This window comes from Pseudoalteromonas arabiensis (assembly GCF_001550155.1).
Classification (GTDB): Bacteria; Pseudomonadota; Gammaproteobacteria; order Enterobacterales; family Alteromonadaceae; genus Pseudoalteromonas; species Pseudoalteromonas arabiensis.
Genome location: NZ_LRUF01000019.1, coordinates 197,986 through 218,222, shown reverse-complemented (window position 1 = coordinate 218,222; position 20,237 = coordinate 197,986). Strand labels below are relative to the sequence as shown.

Annotated in this window: 14 protein-coding genes; 8 read left to right on the top strand and 6 right to left on the bottom strand. The window is 41.7% G+C overall.

Going from position 1 to position 20,237, the window contains the following annotated elements; translation table 11 throughout:
* The gene (locus PAARA_RS08830) at window positions 1-330 is read left to right on the top strand and encodes a 5-carboxymethyl-2-hydroxymuconate Delta-isomerase (protein ID WP_062568669.1); all 330 of its coding nucleotides are present in this window, start codon (window positions 1-3) and stop codon (window positions 328-330) included.
* A 2-nt stretch (window positions 331-332) separates the two neighbouring features.
* Here the strand turns inward: PAARA_RS08830 and PAARA_RS08825 are convergent, their stop codons facing one another.
* Entirely contained in the window at window positions 333-2,462 is a 2,130-nt protein-coding gene (locus tag PAARA_RS08825) for a winged helix-turn-helix domain-containing protein (RefSeq protein WP_062568668.1), read from the bottom strand.
* A 336-nt stretch (window positions 2,463-2,798) separates the two neighbouring features.
* Between PAARA_RS08825 and PAARA_RS08820 the strand changes: the two genes are divergently transcribed.
* Complete coding sequence (locus PAARA_RS08820) at window positions 2,799-5,819, top strand: TonB-dependent receptor domain-containing protein (protein WP_062568667.1); 3,021 nt, start codon at window positions 2,799-2,801, stop codon at window positions 5,817-5,819.
* A 58-nt stretch (window positions 5,820-5,877) separates the two neighbouring features.
* On the opposite strand, the gene zapE is transcribed toward PAARA_RS08820, so the two are convergent.
* The gene (gene zapE, locus PAARA_RS08815; RefSeq protein WP_062568666.1) at window positions 5,878-6,990 is read right to left on the bottom strand and encodes a cell division protein ZapE; all 1,113 of its coding nucleotides are present in this window, start codon (window positions 6,988-6,990) and stop codon (window positions 5,878-5,880) included.
* 58 nt (window positions 6,991-7,048) lie between these two features.
* Between zapE and rsuA the strand changes: the two genes are divergently transcribed.
* Both rsuA and PAARA_RS08805 read left to right on the top strand, forming a co-directional pair.
* The gene (gene rsuA / locus PAARA_RS08810) at window positions 7,049-7,747 is read left to right on the top strand and encodes a 16S rRNA pseudouridine(516) synthase RsuA (protein WP_062568665.1); all 699 of its coding nucleotides are present in this window, start codon (window positions 7,049-7,051) and stop codon (window positions 7,745-7,747) included.
* Window positions 7,748-7,862: 115 nt separating this feature from the next.
* Window positions 7,863-9,488: a methyl-accepting chemotaxis protein gene (locus tag PAARA_RS08805; RefSeq protein ID WP_062568664.1), complete on the top strand. Its 1,626-nt coding sequence runs from the start codon at window positions 7,863-7,865 to the stop codon at window positions 9,486-9,488.
* Between the two features lie 53 nt (window positions 9,489-9,541).
* On the opposite strand, the gene PAARA_RS08800 is transcribed toward PAARA_RS08805, so the two are convergent.
* Together PAARA_RS08800 and PAARA_RS08795 are read right to left on the bottom strand one after the other, a co-directional pair.
* The gene (locus PAARA_RS08800; RefSeq protein ID WP_062568663.1) at window positions 9,542-10,324 is read right to left on the bottom strand and encodes a YggN family protein; all 783 of its coding nucleotides are present in this window, start codon (window positions 10,322-10,324) and stop codon (window positions 9,542-9,544) included.
* A 104-nt stretch (window positions 10,325-10,428) separates the two neighbouring features.
* Entirely contained in the window at window positions 10,429-12,858 is a 2,430-nt protein-coding gene (locus PAARA_RS08795) for a zinc-dependent metalloprotease (RefSeq protein ID WP_062568662.1), read from the bottom strand.
* Window positions 12,859-13,019: 161 nt separating this feature from the next.
* Between PAARA_RS08795 and PAARA_RS08790 the strand changes: the two genes are divergently transcribed.
* Window positions 13,020-13,988, top strand: coding sequence for a class 1 fructose-bisphosphatase (locus PAARA_RS08790; protein ID WP_062568661.1), 969 nt, complete (start codon window positions 13,020-13,022; stop codon window positions 13,986-13,988).
* A gap of 40 nt (window positions 13,989-14,028) precedes the next feature.
* Here the strand turns inward: PAARA_RS08790 and PAARA_RS08785 are convergent, their stop codons facing one another.
* Complete coding sequence (locus PAARA_RS08785) at window positions 14,029-14,352, bottom strand: hypothetical protein (protein ID WP_062568660.1); 324 nt, start codon at window positions 14,350-14,352, stop codon at window positions 14,029-14,031.
* A gap of 43 nt (window positions 14,353-14,395) precedes the next feature.
* Between PAARA_RS08785 and PAARA_RS08780 the strand changes: the two genes are divergently transcribed.
* The 3 genes from PAARA_RS08780 to PAARA_RS08770 all read left to right on the top strand — a co-directional run bounded on the left by PAARA_RS08780 (window position 14,396) and on the right by PAARA_RS08770 (window position 19,012).
* Window positions 14,396-14,752, top strand: coding sequence for a DUF5522 domain-containing protein (locus tag PAARA_RS08780; protein ID WP_062568659.1), 357 nt, complete (start codon window positions 14,396-14,398; stop codon window positions 14,750-14,752).
* 180 nt (window positions 14,753-14,932) lie between these two features.
* Window positions 14,933-17,365 carry a TonB-dependent receptor gene (locus PAARA_RS08775; protein WP_062568658.1) on the top strand — a complete coding sequence of 811 codons (2,433 nt, stop codon included), beginning with the start codon at window positions 14,933-14,935 and terminating at the stop codon, window positions 17,363-17,365.
* 108 nt (window positions 17,366-17,473) lie between these two features.
* Window positions 17,474-19,012, top strand: a complete 1,539-nt coding sequence (locus PAARA_RS08770; RefSeq protein WP_062568657.1) for a tetratricopeptide repeat-containing sulfotransferase family protein — start codon at window positions 17,474-17,476, stop codon at window positions 19,010-19,012.
* Here the strand turns inward: PAARA_RS08770 and PAARA_RS08765 are convergent.
* Window positions 18,987-19,826, bottom strand: coding sequence for a sulfurtransferase (locus PAARA_RS08765; RefSeq protein WP_062568656.1), 840 nt, complete (start codon window positions 19,824-19,826; stop codon window positions 18,987-18,989). The two genes, PAARA_RS08770 and PAARA_RS08765, sit on opposite strands and share 26 nt — an antisense overlap.
* Window positions 19,827-20,237: the final 411 nt, after the last annotated feature.

Sequence of the window (20,237 nt, the reverse complement as noted above, 5' to 3'; positions counted from 1 at the left end):
ATGCCGCATATTGTTATTGAACATTCAGAAGATCTCCCTATTCTTCCTCAAGTGCTGGTTGAAAAAGTTCACCAAGCGGTATTCGATTCTGGTTTATTCGAATTATCGACCATTAAAACACGTGCTATTGCCTACCAACACTATGAGCTAGGTGAAGGGAAAGATGGCTTCATCCATATTGCTGCATCTATCATGGAAGGTAGAACCGTTGAACAAAAGCAGCAACTAAGCGAACAACTACTCAATTGCTTAAGAAAGTACTGTCGCCGTTCTTATAGTTTAAGCGTAAACATTTATGATATGAGCCCTGATATTTATCGTAAGTGCTAATTTTACTGCGGCAGAAATGCCGCAGGAAGACGCTTAATTTCAATCTCAGGTGACAGGTATCCCGTGTATACAAGCCAGCGTTCATCATCCACATAGGTCAGCCCTGATGAACGACTATAAGCACGCTCGGGTAATGCCATCACATCAAAATGCTGTTTTTTCGCCAAATCATAATAACTAATACGATAATCACCAACGCGTACTTTAAAGTAATAAATACGCGCATCATTGTATTCATTCTTCTCGACAAATAACCACGAAAAATGCCTCGCTAAATGGATATCGTCAACAAGTACCTGTTCTTGCCCCGTTCCATGGTGTTTTATCCATATAGCCTTATTGTTATCAGTAAAAAGAATATCACCCGATGATAACTCAACAGCATATTTAGCAGGAGAACTTATCACTTTACCAAGGTTATTACCTTTTAAATCAAATCGATAAACATAATCGTTGTCAGACACAAGAATAGATTGGTTATCACTAGACCACGTTGGTTTGCGTGCATAGGCAAATGGAATATTTAACGCTTGCCTCTTATCGAGCTTAAAGTCATATAGATAAAGTGTACTCAGCCCTTTATCCAGCACTGAAAACAAAATGTAGCGCCCATCCTTTGACCACGTTGGGTCAAGTATTTGCCCAATAACATGTGGAAAGCTCGTCAACTGTTTACGCGAGCTTGCATCTGGGTTAACTATCCATAATTGAGAGCTGCCAGACTCATTTGATACATATAATAGCTTTTTCTGCGCCGAATTATATTCTGGAAAAAGCGAACTAAAATTAGTGGAAAGCATAGAAAAAGGTGAACTGGCAACTTGCTCATCAATTTTTAGCCGTGTAATCACCTTGTCTATATCCCATTGATGAAAATAGACACTGCCATCAGCGCTATACCTTGGCGAACTCATCCCTGCCACTTGAGTGTTAATCAGCTTTTGCTGTTCAATATCGTAGAAAAAACCATAACGCTTCCCACCTTTAGTTGCCGAAAAAACCAGTAAGTTCTTACTCGGATGCCAATCAACACCATGAATAAAGGCAAAGTTTGGAGTAAGTCGTTTAGCTTGCCCTGTTTGTACATCAATCATAAAAAGTGCTTGCTGGTCGTTTTCAACATTACGAGTAACCACGACATGTTTTGCATCAGGTGAAAACGACACGGACTCATCGTTAATATGGCAATAATCAACACAAGGAATAGATGTTTCATGTAGGTTATCTGATGCAAGGCTCAGTAACTTAATGCGGCTTACCGTTTCGCCGGCTTCGGTTACATACTCACCGATATAAGCGAGTGTTTTACCATCGGCACTGACATCAAGATCAGTTCCACCTTCGCGGCGACATTCACTCAGGACAACGCTCGTCGCATTTACAAGTGATAGTTTCACTATTTCGCACGCACTGTTTTGCGTATAACGATAGTAATATAAGGTGCTTGAGTCAGGACTAAACACGGAGCGCCCTTCAGTCTCTACACTGTCGGTTAGCTGTTTTGCTGGATGCTCAGGAAAATGGAGGTCACGTAAATATAAATCCGCAGATTTATCTAAACGGCGCCATGAATAAACCAAGTAATGTTGATCATTTGATACGGCAGGATAAATTTCACGCCCAGGGCTTGCTGTTACACTTTCTATACTGTTTATCGGCATCACAAAGGCCGTGTGCTGCTTTGTTTGATAACTAGAAACATACCAGAATACACACGCAGCAAATACGCAAAGCATAAATACAGCAGCAACACCATAAACTTGAGCACGTTTGAAACTGGGTATATTTTTTTTAGGTTGCTGTTCAATTTTTTCAGGTGATTGAACCAATCGATACCCTGTTTTACGCAAGGTTTCAATGTAACTTGAGTTTGGGTCTAATTCTTTAAACGCCTTACGTAAATGCCAAATAGCATTTGTTAACGCCTTCTCTCCTACAAAATGGTTACCATCCCAAACAAGATTAATTAACTCTTCGCGAGTAATTGGCTCAGGATAACGGGCAACTAAACAACCTAATAACTCGATGAATTTAGGCTGTAAAACGTGCTCACTATCATCACAAACTAGTTTATTTTCAAGGGGATTAATTGTACACCGACCCAAACGGTAGGCGTGATGAGTGGTTTCCATTAAGTCTAAACTTAACCTCTTTTTAGATTTCTAGACGTGTATTTAGCTATCAATTTATCTCAAATAACAATGATTAACCAGTATTATAATTGTCAATAAGTTGACAGCGCAAAAATAACAACACATTGATTTTAAAAGAATAGATATTAAATAGATATAAAATAGAGAGATAAACGAGTCACTAAAGATTGCAGTTGTATTCACATTTTTATAAAAAATTTTACGTCAATACCGACAAACCAGGGTGTTGTTCACTGTAAATTTTAACTGCCCTTAAAAGAGCAGCGCTCTGGTTTCACACAACTAAAAATAAAATAAGTACAACTAGGAACGCCTGTGAGAAATCTACTAACTAAGCCATGTGCAATAGCGCTTGCTGTTGCCAGTGGTTTTAGCCAACATGCACTTGCTAATGAAGCAGACATTGCACGCACAGCTAATACCAGCCCTGCAATCAAAGAACAAAACGAAACACCCGAAAAAATTATCGTTACGGGCTCACGTATAAAACGAGACAGCTTTTCGATACCCACGCCACTGGTTACTATGGATCGTGACGCTATCTTGGATACTGGGTTAACGAATTTATCTGATATTTTAGTCGATAACATGCCTGCGCTTAGTGAAAGCATTGGTAATACCACCAGCCAATCAAGTGTTTCTGCAACTGGTTTATCCACTGTTCAATTACGTGACTTAGGTGCTAACCGTACACTGACACTGATTGATGGTCGTCGCGTTGTTTCAAACAGCTACAGTGGTAATTACGTTAGTTTAAATACCATTCCTAGCGGCATGGTTGAACGCGTTGAAATAATTAGTGGCGGTGCATCAGCAACCTATGGGGCAGATGCGGTCGCAGGTGTTGTAAATATAATTACTCAATCGAAAAAAGAAGGCTTCGACTTTAAAGCCAATACAGGTGAAACCACTGATGGTGGCGGCAAAGAGTTTACCCTTGATTTAAATTATGGCACCTCATTTGCCGATGATCGCGGCTATGCATATTTCAGCGCTAACTGGGACCGTGATTTTGGCATGACGTTTTACGACCGTAAACGTGCCCAGATTGAAGATAGCTACGATTATGACCCTGATCGCATGTGTAATGTGATGCAAACAGCCAATGGCGACCAATGTATGCGTGACATCACTCAAGCTGACTGGGTAAGTAAGAGCGACGGTATTCCTGGCGGTGTGTTCTTAGAAAACGGTAATAACGACACCCAGTTTTGGTACGATGGTCAAACTCTTCGTGATGACTGGAAAGGCAACGAAGAAATTTACGGCATCAACTCTAACCAATACGTGATGTTGGATGTGCCAAGTGATAACTTCTCAACGGCACTGAAAGTCGACTTTGACTTAACAGATGATGTCATGCTGTACGCACAGGTACAATACAGTGACAGTGGATCATTTAACAATAAGTCTCCAGAGGATGAGTACGAAGGTGCTTTTGTACCTCGCTATGATCCCGTCACTGGCGATCCACTTTCGGATGTTGCACCAGGTTATATTCCAATTGATAATCCTTATGTGCCGCAAGAAATCTTAGATGCCAACCCATATAAAGATCGTATTTATTGGGATCGTCGTTTTAGTGAAGTGGGTAATATCAGTACTGATAACACACGTAAAACGATTCGTAGCTGGGCAGGTTTACAGGGGACACTCTTTAACGGTGAATGGGATTGGGATGTATCAGCCAGCTACGGTCGCTTCACTCAACATCAAGTTCGTAGCAATGAGTTAAACACAGTAAAACTAAGCCAAGCTTTACAAGCTGAGGAGCTTGCTGATGGCACAATCCAATGTATTGATGAAGCAGCTCGCGCAGCAGGCTGCGTGCCTATCAACTTGTTTGGCGAAGGGTCAATCACTGATGACATGGCGGCATGGATACGTACTAATCCGGTTATTGATACCGAAATAAAACAATATGGCGTAGTCGGTTACATTGCTGGTGACTTATTTGAACTACCAGCAGGCTCAGTGTCGGCTGTATTTGGTGGTGAATACCGTAAAGATAGCCAAGATCTGAAAACCAGTGATGATATGAAATCCGGTGGGATCACCTTTAACTATGTACCAAACTTCTACGGTGAAGTTGAGGTCTATGAGGCCTTTGCAGAACTTGCAATCCCACTGTTAAAAGATGCACCACTGGCAAAAAACTTAAGTGCTGAAACGTCACTTCGGTTGGCTAATTACAGCATGGAAAACGTCAATACAGTTGCCAGCTACAAACTCGGTATTTTTTGGGAGCCTATCGAAGGCTATGCTTTTAGAGCGAATTATGCACGTGCGCAACGCGCGCCAACCATCACTGAACTTATGTCACCACCGCGTGGCGATTACGACAGCTATGATGATATTTGTGATGGTTTAACTGCAACATCGACCAAACCTGGTCACGATAACTGTCGTAAAGAGCCCACTTTAGCTGCGCAACTTGCTGCCGATCCTGATTTCGAATTTAACGATGAAAATAACAGTTATTCACCGGGTGCTGGTAATGAAAACTTGAAAGAAGAAACTGCCGATACGTATACGTTTGGCATCACAGTGGCACCTGCGTTTTTAGACAATTTCAACCTTGCGGTTGACTACTATGATATTGCAATTGTCGATGCAATTTCGCAAATCAGTAATGAAAACATCATGCGTGAATGTTACGACTCTGAAGTTGCGTGGGGAGCTGAAAACACCTTCTGTAATGATATTACCCGTAATAATGAGGGCAATATTATTAAGGTTTTACAACGTCAATATAACCTCGATGAGCTCACAGCTAGAGGCTATGATGTGGTTGCACAGTACAAGTTTGATTTTGACAGTTATGGTCAACTCTCGTTAAAGCTTGATTATAATCATGTGATTGAAAACTCACAGACCTATGAAGGCCTCGATGGTAGCTTAGTGACCAGTCATTACGCAGGCTATGGTCGCACTAAAGATAAAGCGTCAATGTCGATTACTTGGCGTAATGATGATCTACGTATTCGCTGGCGTACAAATTTCTTAGGCTCGTTTAAAGCAAGCCAGAGTCTTGAAGAAGATTATAATGAGTATGTAGCCGAAAATGATGCCCGCTGTGAGGCTGGTGAAGATACCTGTATTAGTAACCCAGAAAAACTTGCCTACCAAGATTATGGCTCGTTCTTAAAGCACAGCCTTTCAGCGTCTTACACTTTGTCACTTGGTAAACAAAGCCAACTACGCGTATTCGGTGGTGTAAATAACGTGTTTGATAATAAAGGTGATTTTTATCCTTCAGGGCGTGGTAATTATTACTCTGAGTATGGTGGGGGTAAAGGTCGTTATGTGTATGTAGGCGCACAATATAGTTTTTAACATTTTCATATAAACCCCAGCTAGACTGACAACAAAGGCGCACTTTTTAATGCGCCTTTTATCTTTTCCAGCTTTGCATCTCGACTAATCGAGACTCTGTACGCGCATACTCAAATGCCAGTTTCTGTCCTTGATATATATCACTAATGCCCGCCTCAGCCGAGATCACCAGTAATCGACCTCGGTCATAAAACTCATCAACCAAAGCAATAAAGCGCCGGGCTTCATCATCTAAAAAGTGCTCTTGTAAATCCTGTTTTTCACGTTGATAACTGTCTTCAATACCATGCACAATTTGTTTACCCGTTGCTCCGCGTCCCATTACTGGCACATTGAGCAAATAAATGCGCTGAAAGCGCTCTGCTAAATAAATGTAATCTGCTGTGCTTCTAGCACCTGAACATAACGCCATAAAGTCAAACATAATGGCATCTTGAGCTTGCAGCTCACAGCTAAGCTGACGATAGCAAACCTCTATCGTTGTTTGCTTTTGTACTGCTTGCTCTTGCTTTAAAAAGCGCCCTATTAGGGCACTTTTGTTATCAATAAAGTAATGTTCGGTTTGTTTACCAAAGCGAAAGCGATGATCGGTATTGCCTTCAACACTTAAAATATGACAATGATCATTTAACAAATCGATAGTGGGTAAAAATCGTGCTCGTTGTAAACCGTTGCGATACAACTGCTCAGGTTGACAGTTAGACGTCGCCACTAACACCACTTGGTGCTCAAACAAGGCTTTGAATAAGCCACCTAAGATCATGGCATCGCCAATATCAGAAACAAAGAACTCATCAAAGCAAATCAAACGAATGTTCTGTGCCCACTCCTTAGCAATAAGTGTCAGCGGATTTTTCTGCCCTTGCAGCTGAATCAAACGCTCATGCACTTGCTTCATAAAATGGTGAAAGTGCAAACGCTGCTTCGCATCAATGTTAACCAGCTTAAAAAACACATCCATCAACATGGATTTGCCACGCCCTACTGGGCCGTATAAATAAACCCCTTTTATTGGCTTAGCGCTTTGCCACCAATGTCTTGGCGCAGCCAATTCTGTGGCTAGATTATCAAGCGCATTAATCGCTGTGCGTTGAGCATGGTCTTCATGCAGCTCGCCTTTGGCTATTTGCGCTTGGTAATACCTTAATATTTGTCCTTGCTGTACTGTCATAGGTCACCAGTATCCGCTATACTCGCGGCCATTGTAGCCGACTAAAAATGTGATCCCAATGAAATTCCCATGCCGTTTAGATAAATTTATCAGTCATATTGCTGAATTACCTCGCAGTAAAACCAGAGCTGGTATAAAACGTAAATACGCCACCGTAAACGGTGAGGTGATCACCTCTTTTGACTTTTCAGTCACTGAACAAGATGATATTCGCTGGCAAGGCGAGCCGTTGGTCTTTTTAGGCAAGCGCTACTTCATGCTCCATAAGCCTGCAGGCTATGTGTGTGCCAATAAAGATGACCTTCACCCGACAGTATTCGACTTACTCGATGAGCCAAACATGAGTGACTTTCATGTTGCTGGTCGCTTAGATATAGACACCACCGGCTTAGTTATCATCACCAATGATGGTGACTGGTCGCACAAAATAACTTCACCAAAGCACAACAAGTTCAAAACTTATTTAGTTGAAACGCAAGAACCGATTAATGAAGAAGCAATAGTAGCGTTAGAGCAAGGGGTGCAATTACACAACGAAAAAGAGCTAACTCGCCCAGCCATTGTTGAAAAACTTGCAAGCTACAGCTTACGCCTATCCATTTGTGAAGGTAAATATCATCAAGTTAAACGAATGCTGGCCGCAGTTGATAACAAAGTTGTTGAACTACACCGTGAAAAAATTGCCAATATTCATCTTGATGAAAATCTAGCTAGTGGTGAATACCGCCCCTTGACCGCTGCTGAGCTTTCACTCTAAATAGGTACTTGAACAAATATCATGATAACGCTGTCATTTTTACTTAATAAAAGCTAACAAGTTGCCGATAAACATGGTAGAAAAGTAGAGGGGATATAATAAAAGGAGGCTAACTGTGTTATCAGGACTAGCTTTAAAAACAAAAATTAGCTTATTTGCTACCGCCATTTTTATTGCACTTTGCGCAATAGCCTTGTTGGGTTTACAGTCGTTACGTCATGCAAGTGAGAGCGATAACATTGCGCGTATTAACCAATTGATGAAAAGCACAACTAATATCGTTGAGCAATTCGAATTGATGGTAAAAAATGGCCAGCTTGATGAAACTCAGGCTAAAGAGTTGGCAACTCAGGTTTTAAGAGAAAATAAATATCACGATTCAGAGTATGTTTATGTCGTCGACAATAATTTAGATTTTGTTGCCACGCCACATGACCCAGAATTGCATGGTACTAGCTTTAATGACTTTAAAGATGCCAGTGGTAACAGCATTGGTCGCATGGTCGAGCAACTCGTGGGTAACACAACAAATAAAATTATCACTTACCACTGGGACTCTGTCCGTGATGGTGAAACAGTAGACTTAACGTCTGTTGTACAAAAAACACCGCTGTTTGGCTGGTATGTTGGCACAGGAATTAGTGCAAAAGAAGTCGATGAACGATACTGGAGCACAGCAAAGTGGCTATTGGGTTTATCTATGCTCATTGCCATTGCCCTCACGTTTGCAATTGCACGCTTTGGCTCATCACTGACCAATGCATTGGGAGGTGAAATCAATGAAGTTATTGATATCGTTAAAAACGTATCACGTGGCAACCTCCACTCAACTATCCGCCAAGATGCGCCAAGTGAAAGTATTATTGCGGCCATGCATTACATGCAACAAGGCTTACGCGGCGTTGTTGATGGTATCAAAGATGTAACTGATAGCCTCAAAAATCAAAGTGTTGATAACGAGTCTCGCTCTATTGAGCTTGATAAACTCACCCGTAGTTTAAATGAAGAAACACAAATGGTTGCCTCAGCCATTACTGAGCTAACCGCCTCAGCGCAAACAGTTGTTGAGCATGCCGAACAAGCAGCTTACTCAGTACAAGAAGCTGAGAACCAAGGGCAAAGCGCAAGCCACTTAACCAACGAAGCAGCACAAACAATCGCACTTTTAGAGCAACAAATTGACAGCGCTGGTAATAACATTCAAGTTCTTGATGATGAAGTAAATAATATCGCTAATGTGCTAAGTGTTATTCAAGGAATTGCAGAGCAAACAAATCTATTAGCCCTTAATGCAGCCATTGAGGCAGCTCGTGCTGGCGAACAAGGTAGAGGGTTTGCGGTTGTTGCTGATGAAGTCCGTGGCCTTGCACAACGAACACAAACCAGTACCGAAGAAATCCGCAACATGATTGGTAAATTACAATCAGCAACACAAGATGCTAAGTCATCTGTTGCACTGAGTATTTCGACCAGTGAACAAACTGTGGCTAAATCAACCAAAGCCAATGAAGAACTAAACCGAGTTGCGAGTTCATTAAGTGCAATCGCACAAATGAGCCATCAAATTGCTATAGCAGCTAAAGAGCAATTAGACGCAGGTGAAGATACAGCAAAACGTGTGGTCACCATTTCAGATACGGCCTCACAGACGGCTAACGTATCCAGTCAGGCACATACGGCAACCGATTCAATCAAAGGCCTTACCGCTGATTTAGAGACAGAAACAGCTAAATTTAGCTAACTATTCACGTATCAAAAGCCAGACATAAAAAGCCCAGTAAGTTTACTGGGCTTTTAAGACTTAATCTGTACCAAATCGAAATCGGCCATTCCTGGCACTATTTTTTGTAATCGAGATTCAGTGACATCTAGTGAGTTTAAACACTCACAGTATTCAGAGGCTTTCATTTCAAGCTGCTCCGCTTTCTTTTGCAGTGACTTATCTATTTCCTTAGAGATAATATCCATACGCTGACCCATGTCGTTAATACGATCTTCGATATTTCCCTCACGTGATTTAAACGCATCACCTAATGAAACTAAAATAGCCCCTAATGAGCCATGTACAGCTGAGTGAATTTTTTGGCTGATCTCTTTGGTAAAAAAGTCATCGATTTTCGACAATGATTGCGGGGCGATAAAGAAAAAGTCATCGCCACGCTTAAACTTATCCATCAAAGCACGTTCAACATACTGTAATTGCGTTTTAAGTACTTCAGGTTCTTTGTCGGACATGCCCTCAACGACCTGCTCAATAGCACTCAAACCTAAATTTACACCGTCAGTGGCCAGTTCAACTAATTCAGGCACAGTGTCACGAATACCTAAACTAAACTGCTCCACGACTTTGCTTTCTTCTGGATTAAGGTCAACCCAATAGCCACGAATAAATAACTGAGTATTGTTGTTTATTTGTACACGGGTTTGGCCTTTATCAACAATACGAATAACATCATCTGTAATGATCAAGCCGTGACTAAGCTCAACTTCGCATTGCTTTTTAGCTAATGAGGCATAACTTGAAAAACTCGAGAATGTAATAGCTGCCGCAAGCAGCGAGCGAGAAAAAAACGCCATATACACCCCAAGAAGACAAAAAGAGAGGTCGCTAGATTAGCAAAAATCCAGTTTTATGCAAGTAAAACGCCTAGCTATGCTAGGCGTCTTAAAATAAAGGTGGGTTAAATTGGTGAACCCGGTGGCATTGGCAATACTTTAAAGTTTGCAGGCCACTCACCGCTTGCTAAAAAGTGGCTGATTTGTTCGCTTAAATATTGTTTGAAGGCGCTATCACCTACTGATGCACTTCCTAGCATTGATTCTTGCTGGTAACTCTTTGCAAGCTTGGCAAGATAATAACGAAACTGTGCTTGTACCTCGGGGGCGACTTTATCACTCGTTACTAAATCAGCAAATTGCTTAGCCGTTAAAAGCTGCACTCGTTGGTTAATCTTACCCGCCATCCCCTGGGCAACTTTTTGCTCGAAAATTTGCTGATAAGTTTGAGCTAATAATGAATCTAAACTATAAAATGCATCGCTACGCGCTTGTTGCTGCGCGAGACGATTAACACGCTGGTTATTAAATAATAGGCTTAAACTATGTGCAGCCGCGACTTCAGGCAGTGCCATAGCATCAAGGGTTAATCCTGTACGACCGACAATGCTCTCGCGTGATTTAGATTCCCCATACGCTTTTGGTGGAATAAGCGCTAACACTGACTCAGGTAAAACTAGATTCTCAGCTTTTAGTGTAGCAAGGAGTGCATCAACAGCCGCCTGCTGGGTTTGCTTAGCTACAACTTGCGCCCCTTTTGGCTCTGAGCCATCACGTACTTCATATTCGTAATTAACACCGGCAATTAATTTAACCGCAGCTTCAACTTGATAGCGATGGAATAAATAAAGTGGCACCAGCATTTCTTCTAGTTGCGATAACGCAGTCCCCGTTTTGATATTTTCAATACCAAAGCTCGTCAGCGCTTGTTTGCGAACATCAAGTACACGCATTAACTCATCACTTGGTGAACGTCCGTTATCCCACAAATGCCCCGTTGGATGAGCGCCCCCTTTAGCACGTGCATCACTGTCCGAAATGAATTCCAGCCCTTTACTTTTATTTTCAGCTAAAATTGCGGCCAGTTGTTGTGGTTCATCTTGGTTTGTAAAATCGCTATAACCGTATTTTATCACTTGTGTGTCCCACACTCCCATACCAGAGGCATAGCCTCGGCTCACATCCAGTTTGCCTTGCTCATTGAAACTAAGTAGCGGGTGAGGATAGTCCATTACCGATGCTCTATCAGCGACCGACGCTGAAAAGTTATGTGCAATCCCTAACGTGTGGCCTATTTCATGAGCGCTTAGTTGACGAATACGGTCAAGAGCCATTGCTTGTAAACGAGTAGCAACTTCATTACCTTCAAAATAAGGGGCAGCTAATGCCTCAGCGATAAGGATATCTTGACGTACACGTAATGAACCCAGTGTTACATGGCCTTTAATAATTTCGCCCGTCCTCGGGTCTATCACTGAGCTGCCATACGACCAGCCACGTGTTGCACGGTGTACCCATTGGATCACGTTGTAGCGTATATCCATAGGATCAGCATCATCAGGTAACACTTTAACGATAAATGCGTTCTTATAACCAGCAGCATTGAATGCATCATTCCACCATTTAGCGCCCTCTAACAAGGCTGTTTTAACTGGCTCAGGCACGCCTGGATCTAAATAGTAAATAATCGGTTCAACGGGTTCGCTAATTGGCAAGCTCGGATCTTTTTTTGCTAAACGATGACGCGGAATGTAACGCACATACATAGACTCACCAAGTGGCGCGGCATAATCTTTATGCTCAATACTCCAGTAACCGGATTGAGGATGGAATTGACGTGGTGTGTAGTTATCATCAGGCAGTTCAATAAAAGAATGATGCATATGTACTGTAAGTACGTGAGGATCAGCGCTCACTTGACGAACAAACTCACCAGGGTTACTACCTTGAAAAGTGAGTATTGCCTCTAACTCTGTATTTTTCACAAATGCATTTGAACGAGCTAAATAGACTGCGCTTCGATTACCATCTAAATTAAAGCTCCCCTGCGAAGTTGCAGCTAAACGACGACTTACACCGTGCACATCACTCAATAAATAAGGAGTATAGTCTACAAGTACCGCTGAGTCTGACTCTGCAACAACACTAAAGCCCGCAAGAATACTCGAAGCAAACGCTTCTTTGATACTTTGCTGCTCAGCCAAGTTGGCCGTATTCGCCCGATAATAAGTATTCAATGCTCGTAACATCACCTTGTCACCAAAACGTTCAAATTGTACTAAATAGGTATTGCCAAGTTGCCCTCGATCAAGCCCTATATCATTTGAGCCGACCCCATAAGGTAAGCTTTGCTGAAGTAAAAAAGGTTGCTTGAGTTTATCAACTGCAACGTACACTTTGCCGCTTTCAGAATCATAATAGAAAGAATAATAGCCCGAAAAATGACTCATTTTTTCAGTAAAATCATTTATAGGCTTAATTGCTGCGTGTGCTTGAGTTATTATAGTAAGCAGCACAGCTAAGAGCAGGTATCGTAGTAATGGTATTTTTTGCATAATCTTATCTTTGTTATTCGCGTTTTAAATACTGTACAGGTATTTGGCAGTATAAAGTATCGCCAACAAAAAACAGCTATTTAAGACGAAATTCAGCGCTTGCTAAGACATTCTCTCTCACACTTAAAAATGTCTGGCTACAACGTTATCAGGAAAATAGAATGCGTAGACTCCCACCGGTATTATTAGAAGATGGCTGCCCTCGTGAACTGATCTCATTGATCAGAACAGTGCTTGCGGCATGTAAAGAAATTTCATTCCGTGTTGGTCAAGGTGCCTTATCAGGTGTGTTAGGTTCAACTCTTGATGAAAATATTCAGGGTGAAACACAAAAGAAATTAGATGTACTTACCAATCAGCTTCTAAAAGACATTTTACTCGAATCGGGCTACGTAAAAGCCATTGCTTCTGAGGAAGAAGACTTTACCGTTGCAGGTAATCCTGATGCTAAATATATCGTTGCCTTTGACCCGCTTGATGGCTCTTCAAATACCGATATTAACTCACTGGTTGGTACAATTTTCTCAATTATGGCAGCGCCTGATGGCGCGGATCCTGCTGATCCAAGTATCTTTATGCAACCGGGTAAAAACCAAGTTGCAGCGGGTTATGTATTATATGGCCCATCTACCGTGCTGGCATTAACAACTGGCAAAGGCACACGCTTTTTCACCTTAGATAAAACGCACGGTACCTTCTTATTGACAGAAGATTTTGCAAAAGTACCTGAAGACACCAGCGAATTTGCTATTAATGCCTCTAACCAGCGCCATTGGCAACCGGCGATGCAAAATTACATCAATGACTTAATTGCTGGTGACACAGGCCCTCGTGGTCGTAACTTCAACATGCGCTGGATTGCTGCAATGGTGGGTGATGTGCACCGTGTTTTATGTCGTGGTGGTATTTTCACTTACCCGACCGATACGAAAGATCCAAATAAGCCTAACAAATTACGTTTACTATACGAAGCAAACCCTATGGCAATGTTAATCGAACAAGCTGGCGGTATTGCCTCAACGGGCACAGAGCGCATCATGGATATTCAACCTGACGCTATCCACCAGCGTGTTGCGGTGATCTTAGGCTCGAAAAACGAAGTTGAAACCTGCTTGAACTATCATAAGTAGCAACAAGTACATACCTTAGGCTGAAAGATATAAGACTCTTTCAGCCTAAGATCAGTTCTAATAACTTCTTTAGCGTACTTTTACTCAACTCACCCATTTGTTCGTTATTACTTAAGGCAAAGATTGCGCCTTCAACCGCACTTTCGTCGATGTCTTGACGAGACTCTAATACATTTGCCCAAAGTTCTAACTCATCGATATCTATTTCACCGTCAATAACACGCTGTAAAACCTGACAAAAAACGTCTTGCGTAACAATATACACATCACCTTGATTGTCAGGGCTGCTGGTAATAATGGCGATTGCCTCAAATCGGTTTTCACCAAATCGAGCAAACTCATCTAATGCGTCTAATTTATCCATTTGCTATGCTTACCTTTTCAATCTCAAAGCATCTTTTTACAGAATGACAACCCTTACTTGCTCGCAATGCAAAGCAACACTTAACTGCCAAGCCGACAATATAAATGCGTGTTGGTGTAATGAATTACCCGCCATTTTACCACTTGATGAAGCAGCTACATCCTGTTTGTGCCGTGATTGTACGATTAAGAAAATAAATTTATTTTTATTCAAACTATACCAACAGCCTCTAAAGCAACAGCTCGCTTTTGCCAAACCTTTCTATGATCAAGGTAAGTTAATTGAAAATCTCGATTACACGATGCAAAACAACTACATGGTATTTAGTCGCTGGTTCTTTTTAAAGCGCGGCCATTGCTGTAAAAACGGCTGCACCCATTGCCCTTTTTCCGATAGTTAACATCCAGATAGAGTATTTATTCAATTATTTTGCATTTTATTGCAAATAACGCATGACTATAAGAATAAAAATACACTATAATTGGATATAAATTCACTAAATCAATCTCTTTTAAGCTTGAATTACTAGCTACGCCTATTTTTTAAGCATAAATTTACTGTAACTACATCGGAATCAAACATGAATACCTTTAGGCCTGCTCTACTTGCAAGTGCAATTTCTGCGGTTTTAATCAATAGCAATATGGCATTTGCAGCAGAAGATGCTATCGAAGTCGATAAATCAATTGAAACAATTCAAATTACTGCAACACGACGAGCAGGTTCTGTGCAAGATGCACCACTCAATATTACGGCCCTAAATGGCGATGTCATTAGCGACCAAAATATTAGTGATTTAGAAGATGTTGCACGCTGGGTGCCAGGCCTAACGATTTCTGATCAAGGTGGCCGTGAGGGTTCTCCGATTATCGTTCGTGGTTTGAACACCAATACCTCTGATCGTATTTCTGATAGCGGCACAGTCGCAACTTATGTTGGTGAAATTCCACTTAGTATTGATTTACGTTTAACTGATGTTGATCGCATGGAAGTACTCATCGGCCCACAAGGCACGCTATACGGTGCAGGCACTTTAGGCGGTGCGATTCGTTACTTACTAAAGCAACCTGAGCTTGATATTACTGAGGGCAAAGTAACAGGCGATGTATTTAGCATCAACGAAAGTGACGGTACCGGTGGTGAGTTTGGCGTGGTATTCAACACGCCACTAATCAACGATAAACTAGCATTACGTACTAGCTTAAATTATTACGATAACCCAGGTTACATCGATTACACCCATGTAGTTCAAAAGCCGGGTGTATCAAACCCGGACCCTGATTTTTCTGACAGCAGCGATGTAAATGCCAACTTAAAAAGCGTCAGTGATGTTAACGATGAGCAAATCACCACAGCACGTTTATCACTTCGTTGGCTTGCAACCGAAGATGTTGATGCAACGCTTAACTACTTCTATCAAAAACAAGAAAATGGAGGCAACTCGACATCGCAATACGGCTCACTTGCTAATAGCAGTGCGCTGCAAGGTGTGCCAGGTAAATACGAAAACGTAGCCCGTGTACTTGAGCCTGGTGAAGAAGAAAATGATTTATTAAGCTTAGAAGTAAAAGCAGATCTTGGTTTTGCTGAGCTGGTCTCTGCATCTGGTTGGTCTAGCTATGAGCAATCTGGTCAGCGCGATCAAACCGATCTACTTTACGATATTTGGTCAGGTTATGCCGACTTCCCTTCATTTGTTGGCTACACGCACGATACCTCAGAGCGCGATACCTTTACGCAAGAACTTCGTTTAGTATCAAATAGTAGTAGCGCTCTTAACTGGATTGTGGGCGGCTTTTACAACAAATTAGAAAGCCACTCAGATGATCGTGAATACACACCTGGTTTAACTGAGTACTGGGGTGGCGGCATTCCTAATGTTGAACAAGATCTTGAGTACATTCTAGTTTCAGACAGCGAAACCACTGAAAAAGCACTTTTTGGTGAAATTGGCTACAGCATCACAGAGCAATTTGATGTGACCCTAGGTGCACGTTTTTACGAATACGATGTTTCTACAACATCAGGTTCTGCAACACCGCTCTATTCTGGTGATTTTGGTTCACTAGATAACCTTGTTATGGAAAATGTGAGCGCTAGCGATAACGGTAACTTATTTAAGTTTAATGCTAACTATACATTCGATAATGGTGTACTTGCTTACTTTACCGTGAGTGAAGGTTTCCGCATTGGTGGTGGTAACGGTATTGCTCCTTGCCCTGATGTATTACCTGAGCAACAAATTGTTTGTGCCCTGCCAAACGAAGAAGATTACAAACCAGATACCACAGTCAACTACGAGCTAGGCTTTAAGTCATCATGGTTACGTAACCGCCTACACTTCAATGCAGCGCTCTTTAACGTTGATTGGAAAGATGCGCAAGTTGGTAGCAGTACGGTAAATGGTCAGGAGTTAATTACTTCGAATGCGGGTTCTGCTAATTCAAAAGGTATTGAGCTTTCAAGCCGCGCTATGATTGGTGATAACTGGGCTGCCTATGCGACATACGCTTATGCAAAGGCTGAATTAACCGAAGATGCCCCCTACTTATTTGGCGTATTAGCCGACGACTTAGCGCAATACCAAAGCTACTATGATGGTACTAAAGGCGACCGTTTACCAGGTGCGCCTGAGCATCAATTCTCGTTTGGTCTTCGTTACGAGCAAGATATCCTAGGCGATAAACTATTAAGCGTAAACTACGGTATTACAGCGCAAAGCGATGTGATCACCAAAGTCGGCCTAAAAGCAGACGGCGAAGTATTACCAGGTTACGCACTAAGCAATTTATCAGCCAAAATTACCGGCGATATGTGGTCTGCAACCCTATACGTAGATAACTTATTCGATAAGTACGCGTTCACTTCTGTACGTCGTGATAAGTCTTGGGCTGGTATGTCGCAATATGCTGAACTTAACAAAGAACTACCTGAACTACAGCGTGTTTATGGTCACTACACCACAACACCGCGTACTATTGGTATGAAGTTTAGCTACAACTTTGAGCTGTGATTAAACATACCCATAAAAGCCTTGCCATCTTTAGGCAGGGCTTTTATTGGGATTGGTATAAGCCTTAAAATAATTAAGTATTATTGTGAATTGGTATACTATGCGCTTATGCTAAATGATACCCAACAAGCGCTTCGCGCTCATATCCAACAGTTGTTAGCCAACAAGCAACTAAACGATGCACATTATCTACTTGTGCAGCGCCTAAAGCAAAACCCTGAAGACCACGTTTGTTACTTTTTACTTAGCGAAGTCAACGCTGCTGCGGGCGATATCAACAAAGCGATTAAACTGCTTGAAAAAGCGCTCAGCTTAGCCTCTTTTGCGATATACTATTTAGCCCTTGCCAAGTTATACGTACTGTTAGGCAAAGTAAGTAATGCAGCTGTGCATTATCAAGACGCTTTGCAAACAACTGACTTGAGTGCCGCTGACTTTGATACCTTAGCCAATATTGCGACCCGATTAGGGTATTATGACGACGCCCTTAGCTTGCAAAAAGCAGCCTACCAACGCAACAAAGATAACCTACAAATTAGCTATAATTTGGCGGTGTGTTATAAAATTCACGGACTGTTCGATGAAGCAAAAAACGTGCTACAGCAACTAACTACAAAGCAACCTTACTTTTATCAAGCCCACTATTCACAGGCTGAACTCAATACTGATGTAGATGCCAAGCTACATATCCAAAAACTACAAGCCTTGGCGAATAAAGAAAAAACCATTATAGAACAACAAGTGTATTTTCATAGTCTTGCGCTTAATTATGAGCACCTTGATGACTACAAAAATGCATTTAAATACTTTGCACTAAGTAAGCAAGCCATAGCCAGTAAAGTTAATTATCAAACCACACAGCATCGCCACTTTTGTCAAAAACTTATTACCAAGAGCAAACAGCAAGCAATTGAAAGTAGTGACTCTGCGTTCTCGCCCGTTTTTGTGGTTGGTATGCCCCGCTCTGGCACAACCTTAATTGAGAAAATCCTTAATCAAAGTGAGCAGCTAAAAGGCATCGGTGAGCTAAACGATATTGCGCAACTCATACAACACGCCACACAATCAGTTCATGTGATTGATAGCGAAATGCTCGATAAAGCATATACATCTAAGGCAATAAAGGCAGCACTTACCAACTATCAACAAAGAGCCGAGCAACTAAGTGATAGCCTTAGAAGTTGTGATAAACAGCCATTTAACTTTTACTATATTGATTTTATATTAGCGGCTTTTCCTAATGCTAAAATAGTTTGTATGCAGCGGGACTGGCGAGATTGCAGCATTGCCAACTTTAGGCAGCTGTATAACCCGCAAAGTGTGTTTCATCACTACAGCTTTGCAATTGAAGATATTGCCTCATACCATCAAGATTACTCTGCATTAGTCAGTCATTTTGCCAACAAGTATCCTGAAAACGTTTTTTTACAAAGCTATGAACAACTCGTGGCAGAGCCTACCCAACAGACTCAAAAGCTCTATGCTTTTTGCGATTTAAGCTGGCAAGAAAGCTGCTTATCCTTTTATAAAAACAATGCAGCCTCAGCCACGGCGAGTAAAAAGCAAATTCGCCAGCCTTTGAATAAAAGCAGTATCGGCAGCTGGCAAAATTACGCTAAATTTATTGATGCGGACCTGTTTCAATAGGTAAGTCGTGACGAGCGCCCCACTCACTCCATGAGCCATCGTAGACACGTAAATTGGTGTAACCGCATTCATCGGCGCACAATGCAATTGCACAAGCTGTTACACCTGAGCCACAGCTAAATTGTAACTGGATGTGATGCGCTGCAATATGTTGCTCAAATAATGCCTGTAATTCACCCAGCGGTTTTAGCTCGCCGTTATCCAGTACACTTGCAAGTGACAAACTGCGACTATTTGGAATATGACCACTGCGCATGCCTTCGCGCGGCTCTGCGTGTTCGCCGGTAAATCGCTCATAAGGGCGAGCATCCAATGTTAGTGTGCTTTGTTCATCCAGTGAGTTAAGCACTTGCTCTGCACTGATAAAGTAATCAGCACGGGGGCTAGCAACAAAGTTACCTTGACCAGTCGCAGCGGAATAGCTTGCTTGTGTTGCAAAACCAAGTGCCTGCCACTTAGCCAAACCGCCGCTTAAAACTTTAACGTTGTCAAAGCCCATTGCTTTGAACATCCACCACGCACGTGCAGAGCTGAATAAGCCTTGGTCTTCATAAATGACTACCAGTGAGTCTTGGTTTACACCGGCAAGCTGCATATGCTCTGTAAACTGCTCGCTACTGCACATCATACTTGGTACAGGGTTAGTGCTATCTGCTAGCGTCTTTTTAAAATCAAAACGCTGTGCATTAGGCAGCATTGCTTGAGGCGCATACTCGCCAGGCATACCAGGGCGCACCATTCCCGCATCAAAAAGAATGATATTTGCGTTATTATAATTTTTATTGAGCCACTCTGGCGTAATTATATTTTTCATTTTGACCTTCCAACTGGAATAACTAACTCAACTTTAAGCTCAAATAAGTCTAGATAATACGTTGTATTTAATGTCATATTCATACGCACTTTCTTATTATGATGATAAACTACAAATAAATACATAACTGGGCAAGAACTCGATTAGAAAATAACGGTCTAACCCCAGCAAAATTGAGCCTTATTCTTTCAAAAAATGAGCTGGGTATTGTCATTCATACTCTCTATCATCTTTGGAAAAATAAGATAAAAGTAAACTTATTGAGAATAAAAAAGCCCTTGCTAACTCACTAATCTGACGTTAAAAAGATAAGCATTAGCAAGCAGTAGTTAAAGATTAATCTCTCAAGAACATAGCAAATAAAAACGTCTCGGCCTCATTCAAATGCCCAAAAACCAAACAATTGATAGT

Excerpts from the sequence above, each read along its gene's own strand:
- PAARA_RS08830 (WP_062568669.1), top strand. The coding sequence starts at position 1 with ATGCCGCATATTGTTATTGAACATTCAGAAGATCTCCCTATTCTTCCT.
- PAARA_RS08825 (WP_062568668.1), bottom strand. The coding sequence starts at position 2,462 with ATGGAAACCACTCATCACGCCTACCGTTTGGGTCGGTGTACAATTAAT.
- zapE (WP_062568666.1), bottom strand. The coding sequence starts at position 6,990 with ATGACAGTACAGCAAGGACAAATATTAAGGTATTACCAAGCGCAAATA.
- rsuA (WP_062568665.1), top strand. The coding sequence starts at position 7,049 with ATGAAATTCCCATGCCGTTTAGATAAATTTATCAGTCATATTGCTGAA.
- PAARA_RS08800 (WP_062568663.1), bottom strand. The coding sequence starts at position 10,324 with ATGGCGTTTTTTTCTCGCTCGCTGCTTGCGGCAGCTATTACATTCTCG.
- PAARA_RS08795 (WP_062568662.1), bottom strand. The coding sequence starts at position 12,858 with ATGCAAAAAATACCATTACTACGATACCTGCTCTTAGCTGTGCTGCTT.
- PAARA_RS08790 (WP_062568661.1), top strand. The coding sequence starts at position 13,020 with ATGCGTAGACTCCCACCGGTATTATTAGAAGATGGCTGCCCTCGTGAA.
- PAARA_RS08785 (WP_062568660.1), bottom strand. The coding sequence starts at position 14,352 with ATGGATAAATTAGACGCATTAGATGAGTTTGCTCGATTTGGTGAAAAC.
- PAARA_RS08780 (WP_062568659.1), top strand. The coding sequence starts at position 14,396 with ATGACAACCCTTACTTGCTCGCAATGCAAAGCAACACTTAACTGCCAA.
- PAARA_RS08775 (WP_062568658.1), top strand. The coding sequence starts at position 14,933 with ATGAATACCTTTAGGCCTGCTCTACTTGCAAGTGCAATTTCTGCGGTT.
- PAARA_RS08770 (WP_062568657.1), top strand. The coding sequence starts at position 17,474 with ATGCTAAATGATACCCAACAAGCGCTTCGCGCTCATATCCAACAGTTG.
- PAARA_RS08765 (WP_062568656.1), bottom strand. The coding sequence starts at position 19,826 with ATGAAAAATATAATTACGCCAGAGTGGCTCAATAAAAATTATAATAAC.